An 18076-nucleotide genomic window follows, 5' to 3' on the forward strand; every position below is an offset into this window, starting at 1 on the left:
TAAACGCCTGTGCACCCCTCGGGCGCCGACCGGCCGGCCCGGCGCCCGCACCACCCTCCGTAGGGACATTTGCATATACATACAAGAGCATGCATACTCTTCCCATGTCTAAGGTTCTCACCTCCCTGCCCACCGGCGACCGCGTCGGCATCGCTTTCTCGGGCGGCCTCGACACGTCCGTCGCGGTCGCGTGGATGCGCGACAAGGGTGCCGTCCCGTGCACCTACACCGCCGACATCGGCCAGTACGACGAACCCGACATCGCGTCGGTGCCGGGCCGCGCGAAGGCCTACGGCGCCGAGATCGCGCGCCTGGTCGACTGCAGGGCTGCCCTGGTCGAGGAGGGCCTGGCCGCGCTCGCCTGCGGCGCGTTCCACATCCGCTCCGGCGGCCGCGCCTACTTCAACACGACGCCGCTGGGCCGGGCCGTCACCGGGACCCTGCTGGTCCGGGCGATGCTCGAGGACGACGTGCAGATCTGGGGCGACGGCTCGACCTTCAAGGGCAACGACATCGAGCGGTTCTACCGCTACGGCCTCCTGGCCAACCCCCACCTGCGCATCTACAAGCCGTGGCTCGACGCCGACTTCGTCACCGAGCTCGGCGGGCGCAAGGAGATGTCCGAGTGGCTGGTCGCCCACGACCTGCCCTACCGCGACAGCACGGAGAAGGCGTACTCCACGGACGCCAACATCTGGGGCGCCACCCACGAGGCGAAGACGCTGGAGCACCTCGACACCGGGGTGGAGACCGTCGACCCGATCATGGGCGTCCGCTTCTGGGACCCCTCCGTCGAGATCGCCCCCGAGGACGTCACGATCGGCTTCGACCAGGGCCGCCCGGTGACGATCAACGGCAAGCCCTTCGCCACCGCCGTCGACCTGGTGATGGAGGCGAACGCCATCGGCGGACGCCACGGCCTGGGCATGTCGGACCAGATCGAGAACCGCATCATCGAGGCGAAGAGCCGCGGCATCTACGAGGCCCCGGGCCTGGCGCTCCTGCACGCCGCCTACGAGCGCCTCGTCAACGCCATCCACAACGAGGACACCCTCGCCCACTACCACAACGAGGGACGGCGCCTCGGCCGTCTCATGTACGAGGGCCGCTGGCTGGACCCGCAGGCCCTCATGGTCCGCGAGTCCCTGCAGCGCTGGGTCGGCTCCGCCGTCACCGGCGAGGTCACCCTGCGACTGCGGCGCGGCGAGGACTACTCGATCCTGAACACCACCGGCCCCGCCTTCAGCTACCACCCGGACAAGCTGTCGATGGAGCGCACCGAGGACTCCGCGTTCGGCCCGGTGGACCGGATCGGCCAGCTGACCATGCGGAACCTCGACATCGCCGACTCGCGCGCCAGGCTGGAGCAGTTCGCGGGCCTCGGCCTCGTGGGCACCGCGCACCCGGCGCTGATCGGAGCGGCCCAGGCCGCCGCGACCGGCCTGATCGGGGCCATGCCCGAGGGCGGCGCCCAGGCGATCGCCTCGCGCGGCGAGGTCTCCGGCGACGACGAGCTGCTGGACCGCGCGGCCATGGAGTTCGGCACCGACTGACCGGGCACCGGCGGCCGGGCACCGGCACGATCGCCCGCCCGCGGACCGGCCCGGCCGCAGGGCACCGAGGACCCGAGAACTATTCTCGGGTCCTCGGCACATGCCGGCAGCAGGCCGGCACCCGCGAGATCGAAGGTGGCGGCAATGGCGAAGGTCCCGGCAGCGGCAGTGGCGGCGAGCGGTCTCGTCGGCGGGTACGGCATCGCCCGGTGGACCCGGAAGCGCCAGCTGGGCGGCGTCGCCCTGGCCGCCGCCGGCTCGGTGGCGGCGTACGGGTGGAACCGGCAGGCCGGACCCCGCGCGGCCACCGCCCTGACCGTCGCCTACGTCGCCGCGTTCGCCGGATCGCACCCGCTGGCCAAGAAGGTCGGGGCCTGGCCCGCCGTGTTCACCGTGGCCGGCGGCGTCGCCGCCGCGTCCTGGGCCGTCACCCGGCGCGGCGCCTGAGACGACGCACACCGCTCCCCGAGGGAACCCCGCCGCACAGAAAAACCGTGCCGGGGGATTGAACACGGGCGCCGCGGGGTGCGTACTGAACAGCAACTCCCCGCACGACCCGGGGGCGTGCTCGTACGACAGGACGGGCACGCCCCCGGTCAGCCCCCCAGGGCCCGCGACACGGAGTAGATCGCCAGACCCGCGAGCGCGCCGACCACGGTGCCGTTGATCCGGATGAACTGCAGGTCGCGGCCGATGTGCGCCTCGATCTTCTTCGACGTCTGACGGGCGTCCCAGCCGGCCACGGTGTCACTGATCAGCGAGGTGATCTCGGTGCGGTACGTCGTGACGACGTACGCCGCCGCGTCCTCCAGCCACCCCTCCAGCTTCGCCTGCAGCCGCTCGTCCGTCGACAGCCGCGCGCCGAGGGAGATCAGCGAGGCCCTGGCCCGCAGCCGCAGCTCGCTGCGCTCGTCCTCGGCCGCCGCCAGGATCATCGAACGCACGGACGACCAGGCCGACGCGATGACGTCCTGGACCTCGCCGCGCCCCAGGATCTCCGACTTCAGCCGGTCGACCCGGGCCCGGGTGTCGCCGTCCGTCTGGAGGTCGGCGGCGAAGTCGGTCAGAAACGTGTCGATCGAGCCGCGCGCCGGATGCCCCGGCATGTCCCGCATCTCCGTGACGAAGCGCAGCAGCTCCTTGTAGACCCGCTCCCCCACCCGCTTGTCGACGAAGCGCGGGGTCCAGCCGGGCGCCCCGCCCTGCACCGCGTCCATGACGGAGTCGCCGTGCAGCACCAGCCAGTCGTGCGCCCGCACGCAGACGAGATCGACGACCCGGCGGTGCCCGCCGTCCGCGACGATCCTCTCCAGCATCTTGCCCATGCCCGGACCGACTTCCGCGGCGTCCGCCCGCCGGGTGATCGCCTCCCCCACGACCGCCTGCACGTCGGAGTCCCGAAGCACCGTCAGCGCACCCCGCAGCGCCGTGGCGAGCTCGGCCGTCACCCGGTCGGCGTGCGCGGGCTCGGCGAGCCACGCCCCGAGGCGCGCACCGACCCCCAGCGCGTGAATTCGGTCACGAACGACGTCTCCGGAGAGAAAATTCTCGCCCACGAAGGAACCGAGTGACTCCCCCAACTGGTCCTTCTTGGTGGGAATGATGGCAGTGTGGGGGATGGGCAGGCCGAGCGGGCGCCGGAAGAGCGCCGTGACGGCGAACCAGTCCGCCAGCGCACCCACCATTCCAGCCTCGGCAGCCGCTGCGACGTAGCCCGGCCAGCCCCCCACACCCGAGTTCTCCGCCCATGTGGCGAGGACGTACACGAGCGCGACGAGGAGGAGCAGTCCCGTGGCGGTGGTCTTCATGCGGCGCACGCCGCGCTGTTTCTCCTCGTCGGCCGCCGTGTACGCGAACCCGCCCAACGGCAGCCCGGACGGCCGGACACCGGAGGTCCCGGGCGGCGCACCACCCGGCTCCGCCCCCGGCCGCCCGGCCCCGATGCCCGGCGGTGCGCTCTCCGGCCGCCCGGCGCCGTGGCCGTCCGGTCCGCGTCCCGTTCCCTGCCCCGCGTCCTGTTCCATCCGCTCCACCCGTCCGCGTACGCGTCACGCCGTGCCGTACGCATTGTCCCTACCCCACCTACTCCCGGGCCGCATGCCGAGTTCCCCGGGGGCTGTCGCATCATGAGAACAACTCGAACACCGCCTCGAACGCAGGACCCTGCGCCAGGCAGTACACCGCAAGGAGAAGCACCGCAGATGCCCAGGCGCCAGGGGTACGCCCTGCTCATCGCCCTCGTGGCCGGCACCGCCGCACTCGCCGCAGCCGTGGCGTTCGGTACGTCGTTCATGGCGGCGCGGCGGACGGCACCGCTCGGACCCGACGCGCACGCGGCGTCCCGCAACCAGGCCGCCCCGGTGAACTCCACCGGCTCCTGGGTCGCGACCTGGACGGCGGCGCCCGTCAGCGCCGAGCCGGACTCCGTCCACGGGTACCCCGGCCGCACCATCCGGAACATCGTCCACACCAGCATCGGCGGTGACGCGGCACGCATCACCCTGTCCAACCTCTTCGGCGCAGCACCGCTCGTCGTCGACCGGGCGGCCGTCAACACCCGCCGGGTCACCTTCCGCGGCCTGCCCCACGTCACGGTCGCACCGGGCGGACAGGTCGTCAGCGACCCGGTCGTCGTCCCCGTCGCCCCCGACGCCGAACTCGTCGTCTCGCTGCGCACTGTGGATGCCTCGGGACCGGTCACCCAGCACCCCAACACCCACCAGACGTCGTACCTGGCCGACGAGCACGGCACATGGAGCACCACCAGGTGGCGCTACCTCACGGCCGTCGACGTCCACAACGACGCCGCACCCGGCGCGATCGTCGTGATCGGCGACTCGCTCACCGCGGGCACCGGCTCCACCACCGACGCCGACCACCGCTGGCCGGACGTCCTCTCCGACCGGCTGCGGCACCGCTTCGGCGTGGCCAACGTGGGAATCGCCGGGAACCGCGTCCTGCGTGACAGCCCGCTGAGCAGCCGCGGGGTGAAGAAGCTGGGCGGCTCGAGCGCGACGCACCGCTTCGAACGGGACGTGCTCTCCGTCGCCGGAGCGAAGACCGTCGTCATCTCACTCGGCATCAACGACGTGCAGCAGGCCCCCCAGGAGGCCGACGCCCGCCGCGTCACCGCCGGACTCCGCGCGCTCGCCGACCGGGCGCGCGACCGGGGCCTCAGGGTCGTGGGGGCGACGCTGACCCCCTTCCAGGGGTACCCGAGCTGGACGCCCGGGCGCAACGCCGTACGCCTGGCGGTCAACAAGGAGATCCGCTCCGGCCGGGTCTTCGACTCCTTCGTCGACTTCGACCGCGCGGTCCGCGACCCGTACGCACCGAACCGGATCCTGCCCGCCTACGACTCCGGCGACCACCTGCACTTCAACGACGCCGGCTACCGCACCCTGGGGCATGCCGTCGATCTCGACGAGGTCGACGGGACACCGCGGAGCGACATGTTCTGACGGCCGGACACGGGCGCGTTCCGCGGGCGCGCCCGGCTCGCGCCGCCGGGCTCAGCCGAGCTCCTTGCGCCCGTCCCCCCCGTTGTCCGGCTTCCGCAGGCGCTCCGACTCCAGCTCCTTGAGCCGCCGCTTCTCCGCCTTGCTCCGCTTGCGTTCCACGCCGACGCCGCCCATCAGCGCGAACCCGGTGATCCTGACCCGCGGGGAGTCCGGGTGGGGGTCCTCCTCGTCGATCTTGGAGTGCTCGCCGAAGCCGCCCATCACGCCGAGCCCGCTCACCTGCACGTCGAGGTCCGGCGGGACCGTCACCTGCATGCCGCCCATGACGGCGAAGCACCGGATCACGACGTCGCGTTCGGCGAAGTGGGCCTCGCGCAGGTCGATCTCGCCGCCGCCCCACATCGCGAACGCGGTGAACTGCCGCCCCACCGTCCACCGGCCCTTGCGGTTGAACCCGCCCCAGAAGGCGAAGGCCCCCGACGACGTCGCCCGCCCGCCGATCCGCCCGGCCCAGTCGGCGTCCCGCCCCGTCCGGGCGGCGACCGCGGCGGGCCCGGTGCGGGCGGGGGTGCCCGGCACGGGGAGGTCCTGCACGAGCGGCTCCAACTCCCCGTGGGTGCGCGCCCGGTAGGTCGCGTCCAGCCGCTGCTCGAACTCGTCCATCTCCAGCCGGCCCTCGGCCACGGCCTCCCGCAGGGTCTCCGCGACCCGCTCACGTTCCGCGTCGGAAGCACGCATGTCCGGGTTTTCGCTTGTCATACCGCGCACCCTATAGAGCAGCGGCCGACCGGGCCCACAGGCTGTTGCGCCATTGACGGCGGACCGGCGTGCGGCACAGGATGCGCTGCCCCGAGAGGAGCCGGGCCGCCCGCACGTCCCGGACCTTCAAGGCCGGGCGGCCGGCGGCCCCGCGTGGGCACCTGGCCCGTCTGCTCCGGTACCGGAGGCCGCATGCCTCAGCCGAAGAACTTCCTCAGCTCCGCGGCAAGCGCTTCCGGCTGCTCCTCGGCGATGTAGTGGCCACTGTCCTCGATCTTGGCGTACCGGACGTCCTTGGCCCTTCCCTCCATCATCAGCTGGACGAACTCGAGGTACCGGGCGCCGATCACCAGCGTGGGCATGGTCAGCGGTGCGTAGGTGTCGTAGTCCGCCATGTCCTGGTGGACGGAGGTGTACACGCGGAAGGCGGCGGCGACTGCCTCGGGCGCGTCGTACGAGGCGGCGTAGATGGCCCGGCTCTCCTCGCTGATGCGTTCCGGATGGAGGGAGAGGGCGTCGGTCGTCGCGTCGATGACGTGCCGGAAGCGTCCGGCGAGCAGCTTCTCGGGCAGGCCCTTGATCATGGCCAGCGGATACCACCAGATGTTCGGCTCCCCGTCCTTGGGAAACGCGCTGAGATTTTCGTACACCTCGGGCCGGAAGGGCCCGCCCTCCCAGACGGCCAGTTTGTTCGTCGCCTCCGGGTGATTCGCGGCGAAACTGTAGGCGACCATCGCGCCCACGTCCGCGGCGGCGATGTTCACCCGGTCGAATCCCAGGCTTCGGATCAGTTCATGGACGTCCTTCGCCATGTTCTTCTTGTCGTAGCCGCCCTCGGGTTTGTCCGAGTCGCCCTGTCCGCGGTAATCGACGGCGATGACCCGGAACTGCTCGGCAAGGGAGGGGAGGATCTTGTGGAGGCCGTGCACATTGCGCGGCCAGCCGTCCATGATGACCAGCGGTTCGCCCTCGCCACCGATCAGGTAGTGGAGCCGGGTGCCGTTCACCTCGGCGAAGCCCTCTTCGAAGTTCTCGATCATGCTGGAAGCCTTCCGTTCTGGTGTCCCGCGAAGGACACGATGACTTTCTTCGAGTTCCCGGTGCACCGCCATGCAGGAACGTCCTGACGAAGCGAAGCCACCCTTGCGGGAGACGCCCGTGGACGCTGCCGACGAGGTCTCCGCAACGAGTGCTTCGGGTACCGCGTTCTCTCGGCACGCCCCTGTCTTCCCGCCCCGGTCCTTTCGCACAGGGCCGACCGGAGCGGGCCCCTGTCCGCCCGTGCGGCCCGGCGGGAGCCCGAGGGCCCGCGGTCGTCGGCGCGCGGACGACCGCGGAGCGGGAACTCAGGAGTGGAAGCCGAGGCCGAATCCGCCGTCGACGTTCCAGCTGGCACCGGTCACGTACCACGCCTCAGGGCCGGCGAGGTAGGCGACCGCACTGGCGATGTCCGAAGGCTGGGCGAACTTGCCGATCGGCATCAGCCCCGTCATCACCTGCGCGAAGGGACCGGAGTCCGGGTTCGACTCGGTGTTGGTCGGCCCCACCTGCAGGTTGTTCACCGTGATGCCTCGGGGAGCCAGTTCGACGGCGACGGCGCGTGTCAGCCCGGCCACCGCGGCCTTCGAGGTCGTGTACGCGCTCAACCCGGCGAAGGGGACGATGTCGGCGTTGACACTCCCGATGGTGATCACCCGGCCGCCCTCGGTGAAGTGCTCGGAAGCCGCCTGGATGGCGGTGAAAGCGGCGGTGACGTTCAGCGCCATGATCCGGTCGAAGGTCTCGTCCGGGAACTCGGCGAGCGGGGCGACCACACCCTGGCCGGCGTTGTTGACCAGGATGTCCAGTCCACCGAGTTCGGCGACGGTGGTCGCCACCGCCGAGCGGACCGAGGCCCGGTCCGCGGCGTCGGCCTGGATCGCCACCGCACGGCCTCCGGCCTCCACGATCTCCGCGACCAGGGCGTCGGCCGTGTCCTTCGCCTGCACGTAGGTGAAAGCCACTGCGGCTCCGTCGGCGGCCAGTCGGCGCACGACGCCCGCACCGATCCCACGCGAACCGCCGGTGACCAGGGCCTTCTTACCGCTGAGAACGTCTGTCATTACTCCACTTTCGGTTTGATGAAAAATCAGTTCAGGCGCGCCTCGACCATGTGCCGATCAAGCGCGCACCGGGTACGGGTCGGGGAACCGGCCGAGGGATGACACCCCCGGCTCGATTCCCCGAATCGGCCCCGGAATGGATCCGGCATGGCCATCGGAGAACGACCGCGTTCTCGCTACATGCCTTCGGGCAGGATGATGTCGCCCATACGTACGGTCGCCTCGATCATCTGTGGCGTGAACCTGTCCGGCGTCCACAGCTGCGGCGAATGACCGGGCAGCGGGTCGTCCCCGAACTCGAGGAAGAAGCTCTCCGGGCCACCGGGGGTGAAGAAGAAAGCCATCGTCACTTCTTCGGTTCCGACATTCTTGAACCGGTGCCGGGTCCCCCGCGGAACGAAGACGAAGTCGCCTTCCGACGCCATGAAGGTGTCGTCGCCGTTGAGGAACTCCAACTCGCCCTTCAGAAGGTAGAAGGCCTCGTCGCCGTGCTTGTGAAGATGCGCGACCGGCCCGTTCCCCGGCGGCACCGTGGCAACGATGAAGCCGAGGGAGCCATTGGTTTCCTTACCGGTCACCTTGATCGTGTACTCATCGCCGGCCACCCACTTGACCGGCCCCTCATCGGAACGCACATGCAGCGCTTCGCTCTTGTACTCCGTCGCGGATAACGCGGCAAGAGTGTTCACGGGCTCGTCGGACATAAAGGCTCCCTGTTCAGGATGACTTACTGCATTGAGTGGGATTCGACGCCCTCGGTACCGGATCACGGATGTCACTCGAGGCAGAAACCAGTGAACTCAGTTTTGATTGACCAGTCAAGTGATTGCTCGGACCGACGGGTGAGATCCAGACACATCCCGCGATGCGCCAGGGCGTCAAAAAGATTGCGACAGCAGACATTTGGCCCTCGTTATCGAGAGAATCAGCCAACTCGGCCGTCCCACAGGAGACTTCCACGCACCGTACCGGTAGCGCCGACGCCCGGGCGGAGCCGGTGACACCGGGTGGCACGCGGGAAGGACGCACCCTCACCCTGGCACGTCCGCCCACCCGCCCCGCGACAGCTGACTCACGACCGGCGGAAGCCCGCTCCCCCGCGCGGGACAGCCCTCATCCGCCGGCACCGGCGGTGGCAGTGGCATCCGGCACGTACATCTTCGCGATCACCGACTCGATGTCCGGCTCCCGCACCGACAGGTCGACCAGCGGATAGTCCGCCGCGATGCGCGCCACCAAGGGCGCCGCCGACGCCGTCGCCGGGAACGACAGCCATTGCCGGGGCCCCTCCACCTTCACCACCCGCACCGGGCTCTCCGACCCCAGCTCGATCGGCGGGAGTTCGCGCTCCAGGTCCACGACCAGCGTCCGCTCGCTCTCCCCGACCTCGTGCAGCCCGGCGAGCGCACCGTCGTACACCAGACGACCGTGGTCGATCACCATCACCCGCTTGCAGAGCTGCTCGATGTCGGTCAGGTCATGGGTCGTCAGCAGCACCGTCGTGGCGCGCTCCGCGTTCAGGTCGCGCAGGAAACCGCGCACCTTGGCCTTCGAGACGACGTCGAGCCCGATCGTCGGCTCGTCCAGGTACAGCACCTCCGGATCGTGCAGCAGCGCCGCGGCGATGTCCCCCCGCATCCGCTGCCCCAACGACAGCTGCCGCACCGGCACCTCCAGCAGGTCCCCCAGGTCCAGGAGTTCGACGCAGCGGTCCAGGTTCTCGCGGAAGCGGCGGTCCGGGATCCGGTACATCCGGTGCATCAGCCGGTACGAGTCGCGCAGCGGCAGGTCCCACCACAGGGTCGTGCGCTGCCCGAAGACCACCCCGATCCGGTGCGCCAGCCTCGTCCGCTCCCTCGACGGGTCGATGCCCGCCACCCGCAGCCGACCGCCGCTCGGCGTCAGGATGCCCGTCAGCATCTTGATCGTCGTCGACTTGCCCGCCCCGTTCGGGCCGATGTAGCCGACCATCTCCCCGCGCGGCACCCGGAAGCTGATCCCGTCCACCGCCCGCACCTCACGCCGTTCACGGCGCAGGAAGCCCGTCCTGCGCCGCACGTCGAAGACCTTCTCGACGCCGTCGAGTTCGATGAAGTCCATGTCGTCCACGTCCACTCCTCAGCTTCCCGTGCTGCGGTACGACCGCAGCCCCACCCGCCACACCAGACCCGCGAGCACCCAGCAGCCACCCGCGACCAACGGTGGCAGGAAAGCCACCCACCGGGGCAGGTCCAGCGGGTAGTCCCGGCCCAGCACGTACAGCGCGGGCAGCCAGCTCACGAACGCGAGCGGCACGATGAACGTCACCCCGCGCACCAGGTCCCGCGCGAAGACCGACGGGGGGTACTGGAGCAGCGTCGTCCCCCCGTACGTGAACGCGTTCTGCACCTCCGAGGCGTCCTGCGCGTAGAACTGGAACGCGGCACCCGCCACGAACACCGCCCCGAAGATCGCCGCCCCGCTGAGCACCATCACCGGCAGCAGGGCCACCTTCAGCGGGGTCCACGCGATGTCCAGCGTCACCAGGGCGTACCCCAGCACCAGCAGCGCCTGCGTGATCCGGCCCAGGCGGCGCAGCGCGAACCGGTCGGCCGCCACCTGGGCCAGCACCGGAACCGGCCGCACCAACAGCGTGTCGAGCGTCCCGTCCCGCACCCGCTGCCCCACCCGGTCGACCGAACCCAGCAGGAGATCGCACAGCCCGAACGCCGACGCCGACACCCCGTACAGCAACGCGATCTCCGGCAGCGTGTAGCCGCCCAGCGCGTCCACGTGCGAGAACATCAGCATGATCGTGACGAAGTCGAACCCGGTCATCAGGAAGTTCCCGACCGTCGTCATCACGAACGACGCCCGGTACGCCAGCGTCGAGCGCAGCCACATCGCCACGATCAGCCCGTACGCACGGACCCCCTCAACCAGCCGCGACCGGTCGGCGAAAGCGGTCTCGGCGGTCTCCGGACCCGGCGCGGCCACCGCGTCCACCCCGACGTCAGCCACCCTGCACCACCACCCTCCTCGTCGCGACGGACTGCAGGAGCCGCCCGGCCAGCAGCAGCACCAGCGCCCACCCGGCCTGGAAGGCGTACGCCCCCAACAGACCCCAGCCCGTGTACCTGCCGAGGAACACGTCCGCCGGAACCTGGAGCAGCGACGACCACGGCAGGGCCCGCGCCACCTCCCCGAGCACGCCGGGGAAGAGCGTCAGCGGCAGCAGCATCCCGGAGAAGAACAGCCCCGCCAGCATGGCCATCTGCAGGGCACCGGCCCCGTCCATCAGCCAGAACGCCGACAACGCGACCAGGAAGCGCAGCGCGAAGCTGACCACCACCCCGAGCAGCACCGACACCAGGAAGGCCGGCCACATCCAGGGCGAATCCGGCAACGCCAGGTCGAACGCCAGGGCCCCCAGCACCATCGGCGCGACCCCGCGCCCCAGCAGGTGGAAGGCCGCCCGGCCCAGGTCCCCGGCCAGCCACCACAACTGGAGGTCGGCGGGCCGGTACAGGTCGACCGCGATGTCACCCGTACGGATCCGCTCCGTCAGCTCGCTCTCGAAGCCGGCACCCATCATCGCGCAGGTCATCAGCAGCGCCTGACCCAGCCACACATAGGTCAGGGCCTCCGACTGGTCGTAACCGCCGAGCTGCGGGCGCTCGTCCCACAGGGCCAGATAGGTGTACGCGACGATGAAGCCGAAGACGGTGTTCGTGAACACCCCCGCCAGCGTCGCCGTCCGGTAGGTGGCGTACCGCCGGAACCCCCCGGCCGCCACCACCGCATAGAGCCGCACCGCGGGCCTCCCCCTCGTGTTTCCGGCACTCAGGACCAAAGCGCACGACCCTAGTCCAGGCCGTTCGGCCGCCGCGACTCCTTTTCCGCGGAGGGTCCGAGGGTTATCCGTCCGAAAAGTGCACTATGGGATAATCGTCCGCAGTCGAGGAGCCACCACAGTCATGAGCCACGAGCCACCGCAGAACGGCACAGACCCTGGTCAGCCCGGCTCCGAGGGATGGGCCCCCCGGGACCCCTCGACCGCGGCCGCTACCCCCCGGCCACCCCAGCCGGACGGCGCACGCGACGGCAAAGGGCGCAAGAAGCGCTCCAAGCGGCCCAAACGCACCGGATGGCGCCGCGCCGTACCCACCTGGCGCATGACCCTCGCCGGCTTCCTCTTCCTCGCCCTGGTCCTCGTCGGCGGATTCATCGCCGGCTACCAGCTCGTCGACATCCCCGCCGCGAACGCCAGCGCCACCGCGCAGTCGAACGTCTACCTCTACGAGGACGGCACCGTCATCGCCCGCGACGGCGAGATCAACCGCGAGAACATCCCCCTCCGCAAGATCCCCCGCACCATCCAGCACGCCGTACTCGCCGCGGAGGACCGGGACTTCTACTCCGAGGACGCCATCGACATCAAGGCCACCCTCCGCGCCGGCTGGAACACCGCCACCGGCAAGGGCAGACAGGGCGGCTCCACCATCACCCAGCAGTACGTCAAGAACTACTACCTCGGCCAGGAACAGACCCTCGTCCGCAAGGCCAAGGAACTCTTCATCTCCATCAAGCTCGACCGCGAACAGAGCAAGGACGAGATCCTCGAGGGCTACCTCAACACCAGCTACTTCGGCCGCAACGCCTACGGCATCCAGGCCGCCGCCCACGCCTACTACGGCAAGGACGTCGACCGCCTCGACGCGGGCGAAGGCGCCTACCTCGCCTCCCTCCTCAACGCCCCCAGCTCCTACGACGTCGTCGCCCACCCGGAGAACAAGGCCGCCGTGCTCGCCCGCTGGGACTACGTCCTCGACGGCATGGTCAAGCAGCACTGGCTCAGCCCCGCCGACCGTGCCGCCATGACCTTCCCCGTCCCCGGCAAGGCCAAGCCCGCCACCGCCCTCTCCGGCCAGCGCGGCTACATCGTCCAGGCCGTCAACGACTACCTCGCGGCCAACCGGATCATCGGCGAGAACACCCTCGCCACCGGCGGCTACCGCATCACCACCACCCTGCAGAAGAAGAAGCAGCACGCCCTCGTCGAAGCCGTCAAGGACAACGTCCTCGCCAAGACGAGCAAGGACCGCGAGGCCGACCACAACGTCCGTGCCGGCGGCGCCTCCATCGACCCCGCCACCGGCCACGTCGTCGCCCTCTACGGCGGCATCGACTACACCAAGCAGTACGTCAACAACGCGACCCGACGCGACTACCAGGTCGGATCCACCTTCAAGCCCATCGTCCTCGCCGCCGCCCTCGCCAACGGGTCCACCACCCAGAAGGGCCGCGCGATCACCCCCAACACCCGCTACGACGGCACCAACGAACGCACCGTCCGCAGCGCCACCGGCTCCACCGGCTACTCCCCCGCCAACGAGGACGACGTCGACTACGGCTCCATCACCGTCCGCGAGGCCACCGACAAATCCGTCAACGCCGTCTACGCCCAGATGGCCCAGGACGTCGGACCCGACGAGGTCAAGGACACCGCTGTCGCCCTCGGCATCCCCCGCGACACCCCCGACCTCACCGCCTCACCCTCCATCGCGCTCGGCCCCGCCACCGCCAGCGCCGTCGAGATGGCATCCGCTTACGCCACCCTCGCCGACCACGGAAAACAGCGCCCCTACAGCCTCGTCGCCAAGATCAGCAAGAACGGCGATTCGCTCCCCCTTCCCGCCAGGACCACCCGACGCGCCATCAGCCGCGAGGCCGCGGACACCACGACCTCCGTCCTGCGCAGCGTCGTCGACGGCGGCACCGGAACGGCGGCCCAGGGCGCCGGCCGCCCGGCCGCCGGGAAGACGGGCACCGCCGAGGAGGACAAGGCCGCCTGGTTCGCCGGATTCACCCCCGACCTCGCCACCGTCATCGCCGTCATGGGCCAGGACCCCGAGACCGGCGTACAGAAACCGCTGTACGGCGCACTCGGCCTGGCCCGCATGAACGGCGGCGGCGCACCCGCGCAGACCTGGGCCGCCTACACCCGGGCCGCACTGGAAGGCACCCCGGTGCGCGACTTCGACCTGGAGGCGGACGAGGGCCCCGAGGAACCCGACCCGGACGAGAGCGCGGGGGAAGAGGACACGGAGGAGGACACCGAGGAGACGCGGGACACCGAGGACACGCGCGACACCGAGAAGTCCCCCCGCCCCCGGGCATCCCGCGAGACCCGCGAATCCGGCGAGGAGCAGGACGGAACACGCACCACCACCGAGAACACCGCCGCCCCGCGGGCACCCCGCACCGCCACCCCCGCCGACGCGGCCGTCCCCGCCCCCCGCCGGGAAGCGGCCGGACGCGGGTCCGACGGCCACGAGAACGCCGGACGCGGGTCCGACGGCCACGAGAACGCCGGAGGCGAACCCGGAACCCCCGACGACAACCGCCCCGGCGGGGACCGGAACCACCACGCCGAGGAACACGACGGCCGGCCGGAAGCGGACGAGGGGCACGGCCCCGGAGAGCCGGCCCCCCTCGCACCCGGCCGCATCTGACCCGTCAGTGCCCGGACGTCGCCTTCAGCCCCACCACCGCGACGAGCAGCAGACAGACGAAGAAGATCCGCGCCGCCGTCACCGGCTCGTGCAGCACCACCATGCCCAGCACCGCGGCACCCGCCGCACCGATCCCGACCCACACCCCGTACGCCGTACCGATCGGCAGCGTCTTCGCCGCCTGCGACAGCAGCATCATGCTGGCCACGATCCCCATACCGGTGAACACACTCGGCCACAGCCGCGTGAACCCGTCGGTGTACTTCATCCCGATCGACCAGCCCACCTCGAGCAGACCGGCGACGATCAACAGAACCCAGGCCACGACAGCACCTCCACGACGCAACACGCGAACAGAACGGGTGCGTCGTCTTTACGGAAAACCCGGTACGGCGCGTCTCGTCGGGGTCCCACCACCGTAGCAAAGGACAGGCAAAAGGCCTGGTGAAAACCGTCACCAGGCCTCGTCGACAGACCGCCGCGCCCTACAGGTACAGCCCCGTCGAGTCCACCGAACCCTCGAACCGGTCGGCGGCCACGGCATGCAGATCCCGCTCCCGCATCAGCACGTACGCCACACCCCGCACCTCGACCTCGGCACGGTCCTCCGGGTCGTACAGCACCCGGTCACCGGGCTCCACCGTCCGCACGTTCTGGCCCACCGCGACCACCACGGCCCACGCCAGACGCCTGCCCACCGCGGCCGTCGCCGGAATCAGGATGCCGCCGCCGGAACGCCGCTCGCCCTCGGGCGAATCCGACCGGACCAGCACACGGTCGTGCAGCATCCTGATCGGCAGCTTGTCGTCGGTGTTGCTCATGCCGTTGTCGCTCACGCGCAGCAACCTACCTGCCCCGCACCGCACGACACGCCCCAGGGCCCGCCCGGAAACCGCCACCGGCACCCGACGACACGCCCGCACCGGGCCGGCGCGGGCACCGGGGGCGACACGCCGACAGCCGACAACAGCCCTCGGCGCCCCGCACCACGTGCGACGCGGAACCTCAGCGCTTCCTGCGACTCGTCGACAGCGTCAGCAGCGCCACCGCGCCGACCACCACCACCGCCGCCGGAATCACCCGCTCCAGCCGCGGCGAACCGTCCTCCGACACGAACTGGGCCCGCACGTCCGAAACCGAACGGTTCACCGCGACGAAAGCGCGCCCGGCCGTCCGGTCCACCGTCGACGCGACCTTGGCCTTCGCGTCACCCATGATCGTCTTCGGGTGCACCCGCACCCCGATCTCGTCCAGCACCAGCGCAAGCTGCTGCCGCCTGCTGATGATGTCCGCCTCGATCTGCGCAGGGGTCCTCGTATCCGACACTGCGCCGCCTCCGTGGTCGTCGTCGGTAAACCTTCATCGACAGTCTGTCAGCTCGACCGCCCCTACACCCGGCGGCACCCCCTATTACGCTCGGTACGACACACCCCGCGCGCCACCCGAGGAGAAACATGAGCGAGCGACTGCAGACAGGCGACACCGCCCCCGCCTTCACCCTTCCGGACGCCGACGGCAAGGAGGTCTCGCTCGCGGACCACAAGGGCCGCAAGGTCATCGTCTACTTCTACCCCGCGGCGCTTACCCCCGGTTGCACCAAGCAGGCCTGCGACTTCACCGACAACCTGGAGCTGCTCACCGGCGCCGGATACGACGTCATCGGCGTGTCGCCCGACAAGCCGGAGAAGCTCGCCAAGTTCCGTGAGAAGGAGAACCTCCAGGTCACCCTGGTCGGCGACCCCTCCAAGGAGACCCTGGAGGCGTACGGCGCCTACGGCGAGAAGAAGCTCTACGGCAAAGTGGTGACGGGGGTCATCCGCTCCACGATCGTCGTCGACGAAGAGGGCAAGGTGGAGAAGGCCCTCTACAACGTCAAGGCGACCGGTCACGTCGCGAAGATCATCAAGGACCTGGGTATCTGATCCCGGCTCGATCCCAGCCCCGTCCGGGGCGATCCCTCGCGAAGGGGATGTGACCGAGGTCGCAATCGGCCGCCGATTCGGTTTGCAACCGCCATGACCGCGCAGAAGCCTTTCCTGGAACACCGTTCGACGAAAGGAACCGGCCATGGCGGCCTCCGACCCCCACCAGGCGGCCGACCCTGATGCGGTCAAACGGCACCCCGCGCTCTTCCGGGCCATCCGCAAGCGCCAGAATCCCCGGCTCCGTCGCACGGACATCACCGTCACCGACGACCAGGCGGTCAAGCGCGCGGTGAAGGCCGCCTCGCTCGGCAACGCCATGGAGTGGTTCGACTTCGGCATCTACTCCTACCTGGCCGTCACCATCGGGCACGTCTTCTTCCCATCCGGGAACGACACCACCCAGCTCCTCTCGTCGTTCGCCACCTTCGCCGTCGCCTTCCTCGTACGGCCGCTCGGCGGCATGTTCTTCGGGCCCATGGGCGACAAGATCGGCCGCAAGAAGGTCCTCGCCCTCACGATGATCCTCATGGCGGTCGGCACCTTCGCGATCGGCCTCATCCCCTCCCACGGCACCATCGGCGTCTGGGCGGCGGTCCTCCTGATCTTCTTCCGGATGCTCCAGGGCTTCTCCACCGGCGGCGAGTACGGCGGCGCATCGACGTTCATCGCCGAATACGCCCCCGACAAGCGCCGCGGCTTCTTCGGCAGCTTCCTCGAATTCGGCACCCTCGCCGGATACGTCGGCGCCGCCGGCCTGGTCACCCTCCTCTACGCCCTCCTGGACACCGGCCAGATGGAGTCCTGGGGCTGGCGCATCCCGTTCCTCGTCGCCGGACCCCTCGGCCTCGTCGGCCTCTACCTGCGACTGCGCCTGGACGAGACCCCCGCCTTCCAGAAGCTCGAAGGCGGCACCGCCCACGCCACGGAGGCGGCCGACCACGTCGAGTCCACCGCCAAGGGCGACCTGGCCAAGATCTTCCGCCAGTACTGGCCGACCCTGATCCTCTGCATCGCCCTGGTCGGCGCGTACAACATCACCGACTACATGCTCCTGTCGTACATGCCGACCTACCTCTCCGACGAGCTCGGCTACAGCGAGACCCACGGGCTGCTCATCCTGCTCGGCGTCATGGTCGTCCTCATGGTGATCATCAGCCGCTTCGGCAAGCTCTCCGACCGGTTCGGCCGCAAGCCCCTGCTGATGACCGGCATGCTCGGCTTCCTGTTCCTGTCCCTGCCGGCCTTCCTGCTGATCCGCCAGGGCAGCATCCCGGCGATCACCATCGGCATGCTGATGCTCGGACTCTCCCTGGTCTGCCTGCTGGGCACGATGTCGGCGGCGCTCCCGGCCCTGTTCCCGACCAACGTCCGCTACGGCTCCCTGTCGGTCGGCTACAACCTCTCGGCCTCGATCTTCGGCGGCACGACACCGCTGGTGATCACGGCCCTGATCAGCTGGAGCGGCACGAACCTCATGCCGGCGTACTACGCGATGGCGGCGGCCCTGGTCGGTGTGATCGCGGTGGCCTGCATGAAGGAGACCGCCAACCAGCCCCTGGCCGGCTCCCCGCCCTCGGTGGAGACGGAGCAGGAGGCGGCCGACCTGGTCCAGGCCCAGAGCCCGGACCCGAAGTTCTGACGCGTCCCGTTCCCGAAGGGCCCGTACCGCTTCCCCATAAGCGGTACGGGCCTTTCCGCATCTCGCCGCATTCCGGACGTGACCATCCGATAAACGGTTCGTTGCTCCGTACGAGGCCGCGAACGCGCGGCCGGATGCGGAGG

17 protein-coding genes and 1 riboswitch are annotated in these 18076 nt (G+C 70.1%); of the genes, 6 read left to right on the forward strand and 11 right to left on the reverse strand.

Features of this window, described 5'->3' with window-relative positions:
* Positions 1 to 104: 104 nt before the first annotated feature.
* Positions 105 to 1553: an argininosuccinate synthase gene (gene argG, locus OHT61_RS12100; RefSeq protein WP_329037691.1), complete on the forward strand. Its 1449-nt coding sequence runs from the start codon at positions 105 to 107 to the stop codon at positions 1551 to 1553.
* A gap of 144 nt (positions 1554 to 1697) precedes the next feature.
* Complete coding sequence (locus OHT61_RS12105) at positions 1698 to 2000, forward strand: hypothetical protein (protein WP_329037693.1); 303 nt, start codon at positions 1698 to 1700, stop codon at positions 1998 to 2000.
* 149 nt (positions 2001 to 2149) lie between these two features.
* Here the strand turns inward: OHT61_RS12105 and OHT61_RS12110 are convergent, their stop codons facing one another.
* Complete coding sequence (locus OHT61_RS12110; RefSeq protein WP_329037695.1) at positions 2150 to 3577, reverse strand: DUF445 domain-containing protein; 1428 nt, start codon at positions 3575 to 3577, stop codon at positions 2150 to 2152.
* Positions 3578 to 3754: 177 nt separating this feature from the next.
* Here OHT61_RS12110 and OHT61_RS12115 point away from each other — a divergent pair, with 177 nt between their 5' ends.
* Entirely contained in the window at positions 3755 to 5014 is a 1260-nt protein-coding gene (locus tag OHT61_RS12115) for an SGNH/GDSL hydrolase family protein (protein ID WP_329037697.1), read from the forward strand.
* A 51-nt stretch (positions 5015 to 5065) separates the two neighbouring features.
* On the opposite strand, the gene OHT61_RS12120 is transcribed toward OHT61_RS12115, so the two are convergent.
* From OHT61_RS12120 to OHT61_RS12150, 7 genes are all read right to left on the reverse strand, one after another.
* The gene (locus OHT61_RS12120) at positions 5066 to 5752 is read right to left on the reverse strand and encodes a DUF1707 domain-containing protein (RefSeq protein WP_329043213.1); all 687 of its coding nucleotides are present in this window, start codon (positions 5750 to 5752) and stop codon (positions 5066 to 5068) included.
* Positions 5753 to 5970: 218 nt separating this feature from the next.
* Entirely contained in the window at positions 5971 to 6813 is an 843-nt protein-coding gene (locus tag OHT61_RS12125) for an alpha/beta fold hydrolase (protein WP_329037698.1), read from the reverse strand.
* Positions 6814 to 7119: 306 nt separating this feature from the next.
* Positions 7120 to 7875, reverse strand: coding sequence for a 3-oxoacyl-ACP reductase family protein (locus tag OHT61_RS12130; protein WP_329037701.1), 756 nt, complete (start codon positions 7873 to 7875; stop codon positions 7120 to 7122).
* A gap of 176 nt (positions 7876 to 8051) precedes the next feature.
* On the reverse strand, positions 8052 to 8579 hold the full coding sequence (locus OHT61_RS12135; RefSeq protein ID WP_329037703.1) for a cupin domain-containing protein: 528 nt from the start codon (positions 8577 to 8579) through the stop codon (positions 8052 to 8054).
* Positions 8580 to 8988: 409 nt separating this feature from the next.
* Complete coding sequence (locus OHT61_RS12140) at positions 8989 to 9975, reverse strand: ABC transporter ATP-binding protein (protein ID WP_329043215.1); 987 nt, start codon at positions 9973 to 9975, stop codon at positions 8989 to 8991.
* Positions 9976 to 9993: 18 nt separating this feature from the next.
* Positions 9994 to 10860: an ABC transporter permease gene (locus OHT61_RS12145; protein WP_443049612.1), complete on the reverse strand. Its 867-nt coding sequence runs from the start codon at positions 10858 to 10860 to the stop codon at positions 9994 to 9996.
* A gap of 7 nt (positions 10861 to 10867) precedes the next feature.
* Positions 10868 to 11668 (reverse strand): ABC transporter permease, encoded by an 801-nt coding sequence (locus OHT61_RS12150; RefSeq protein ID WP_329037705.1) that lies wholly within the window; start codon positions 11666 to 11668, stop codon positions 10868 to 10870.
* Between the two features lie 163 nt (positions 11669 to 11831).
* On the opposite strand from OHT61_RS12150, the gene OHT61_RS12155 reads away from it, so the two are divergent.
* Positions 11832 to 14369 (forward strand): transglycosylase domain-containing protein, encoded by a 2538-nt coding sequence (locus tag OHT61_RS12155; RefSeq protein ID WP_329037707.1) that lies wholly within the window; start codon positions 11832 to 11834, stop codon positions 14367 to 14369.
* Positions 14370 to 14373: 4 nt separating this feature from the next.
* Here the strand turns inward: OHT61_RS12155 and OHT61_RS12160 are convergent, their stop codons facing one another.
* The 3 genes from OHT61_RS12160 to OHT61_RS12170 all read right to left on the reverse strand — a co-directional run bounded on the left by OHT61_RS12160 (position 14374) and on the right by OHT61_RS12170 (position 15695).
* Complete coding sequence (locus tag OHT61_RS12160) at positions 14374 to 14694, reverse strand: DMT family transporter (protein WP_329037710.1); 321 nt, start codon at positions 14692 to 14694, stop codon at positions 14374 to 14376.
* Positions 14695 to 14730: 36 nt separating this feature from the next.
* A riboswitch (guanidine-III (ykkC-III) riboswitch) is annotated at positions 14731 to 14797 on the reverse strand.
* 57 nt (positions 14798 to 14854) lie between these two features.
* Entirely contained in the window at positions 14855 to 15190 is a 336-nt protein-coding gene (locus OHT61_RS12165) for a GroES family chaperonin (RefSeq protein ID WP_073747983.1), read from the reverse strand.
* Positions 15191 to 15374: 184 nt separating this feature from the next.
* Positions 15375 to 15695, reverse strand: a complete 321-nt coding sequence (locus OHT61_RS12170; protein ID WP_327118157.1) for a DUF3618 domain-containing protein — start codon at positions 15693 to 15695, stop codon at positions 15375 to 15377.
* Between the two features lie 128 nt (positions 15696 to 15823).
* On the opposite strand from OHT61_RS12170, the gene bcp reads away from it, so the two are divergent.
* Both bcp and proP read left to right on the forward strand, forming a co-directional pair.
* Positions 15824 to 16291, forward strand: coding sequence for a thioredoxin-dependent thiol peroxidase (bcp, locus tag OHT61_RS12175; protein WP_329037713.1), 468 nt, complete (start codon positions 15824 to 15826; stop codon positions 16289 to 16291).
* A gap of 145 nt (positions 16292 to 16436) precedes the next feature.
* A complete protein-coding gene (gene proP / locus OHT61_RS12180; RefSeq protein ID WP_329037715.1) occupies positions 16437 to 17933 on the forward strand; it encodes a glycine betaine/L-proline transporter ProP in 1497 nt (498 codons plus the stop codon).
* The last annotated feature ends 143 nt before the right edge of the window (positions 17934 to 18076 follow it).

It is taken from the genome of Streptomyces sp. NBC_00178, from assembly GCF_036206005.1.
Taxonomy (GTDB): Bacteria; Actinomycetota; Actinomycetes; order Streptomycetales; family Streptomycetaceae; genus Streptomyces.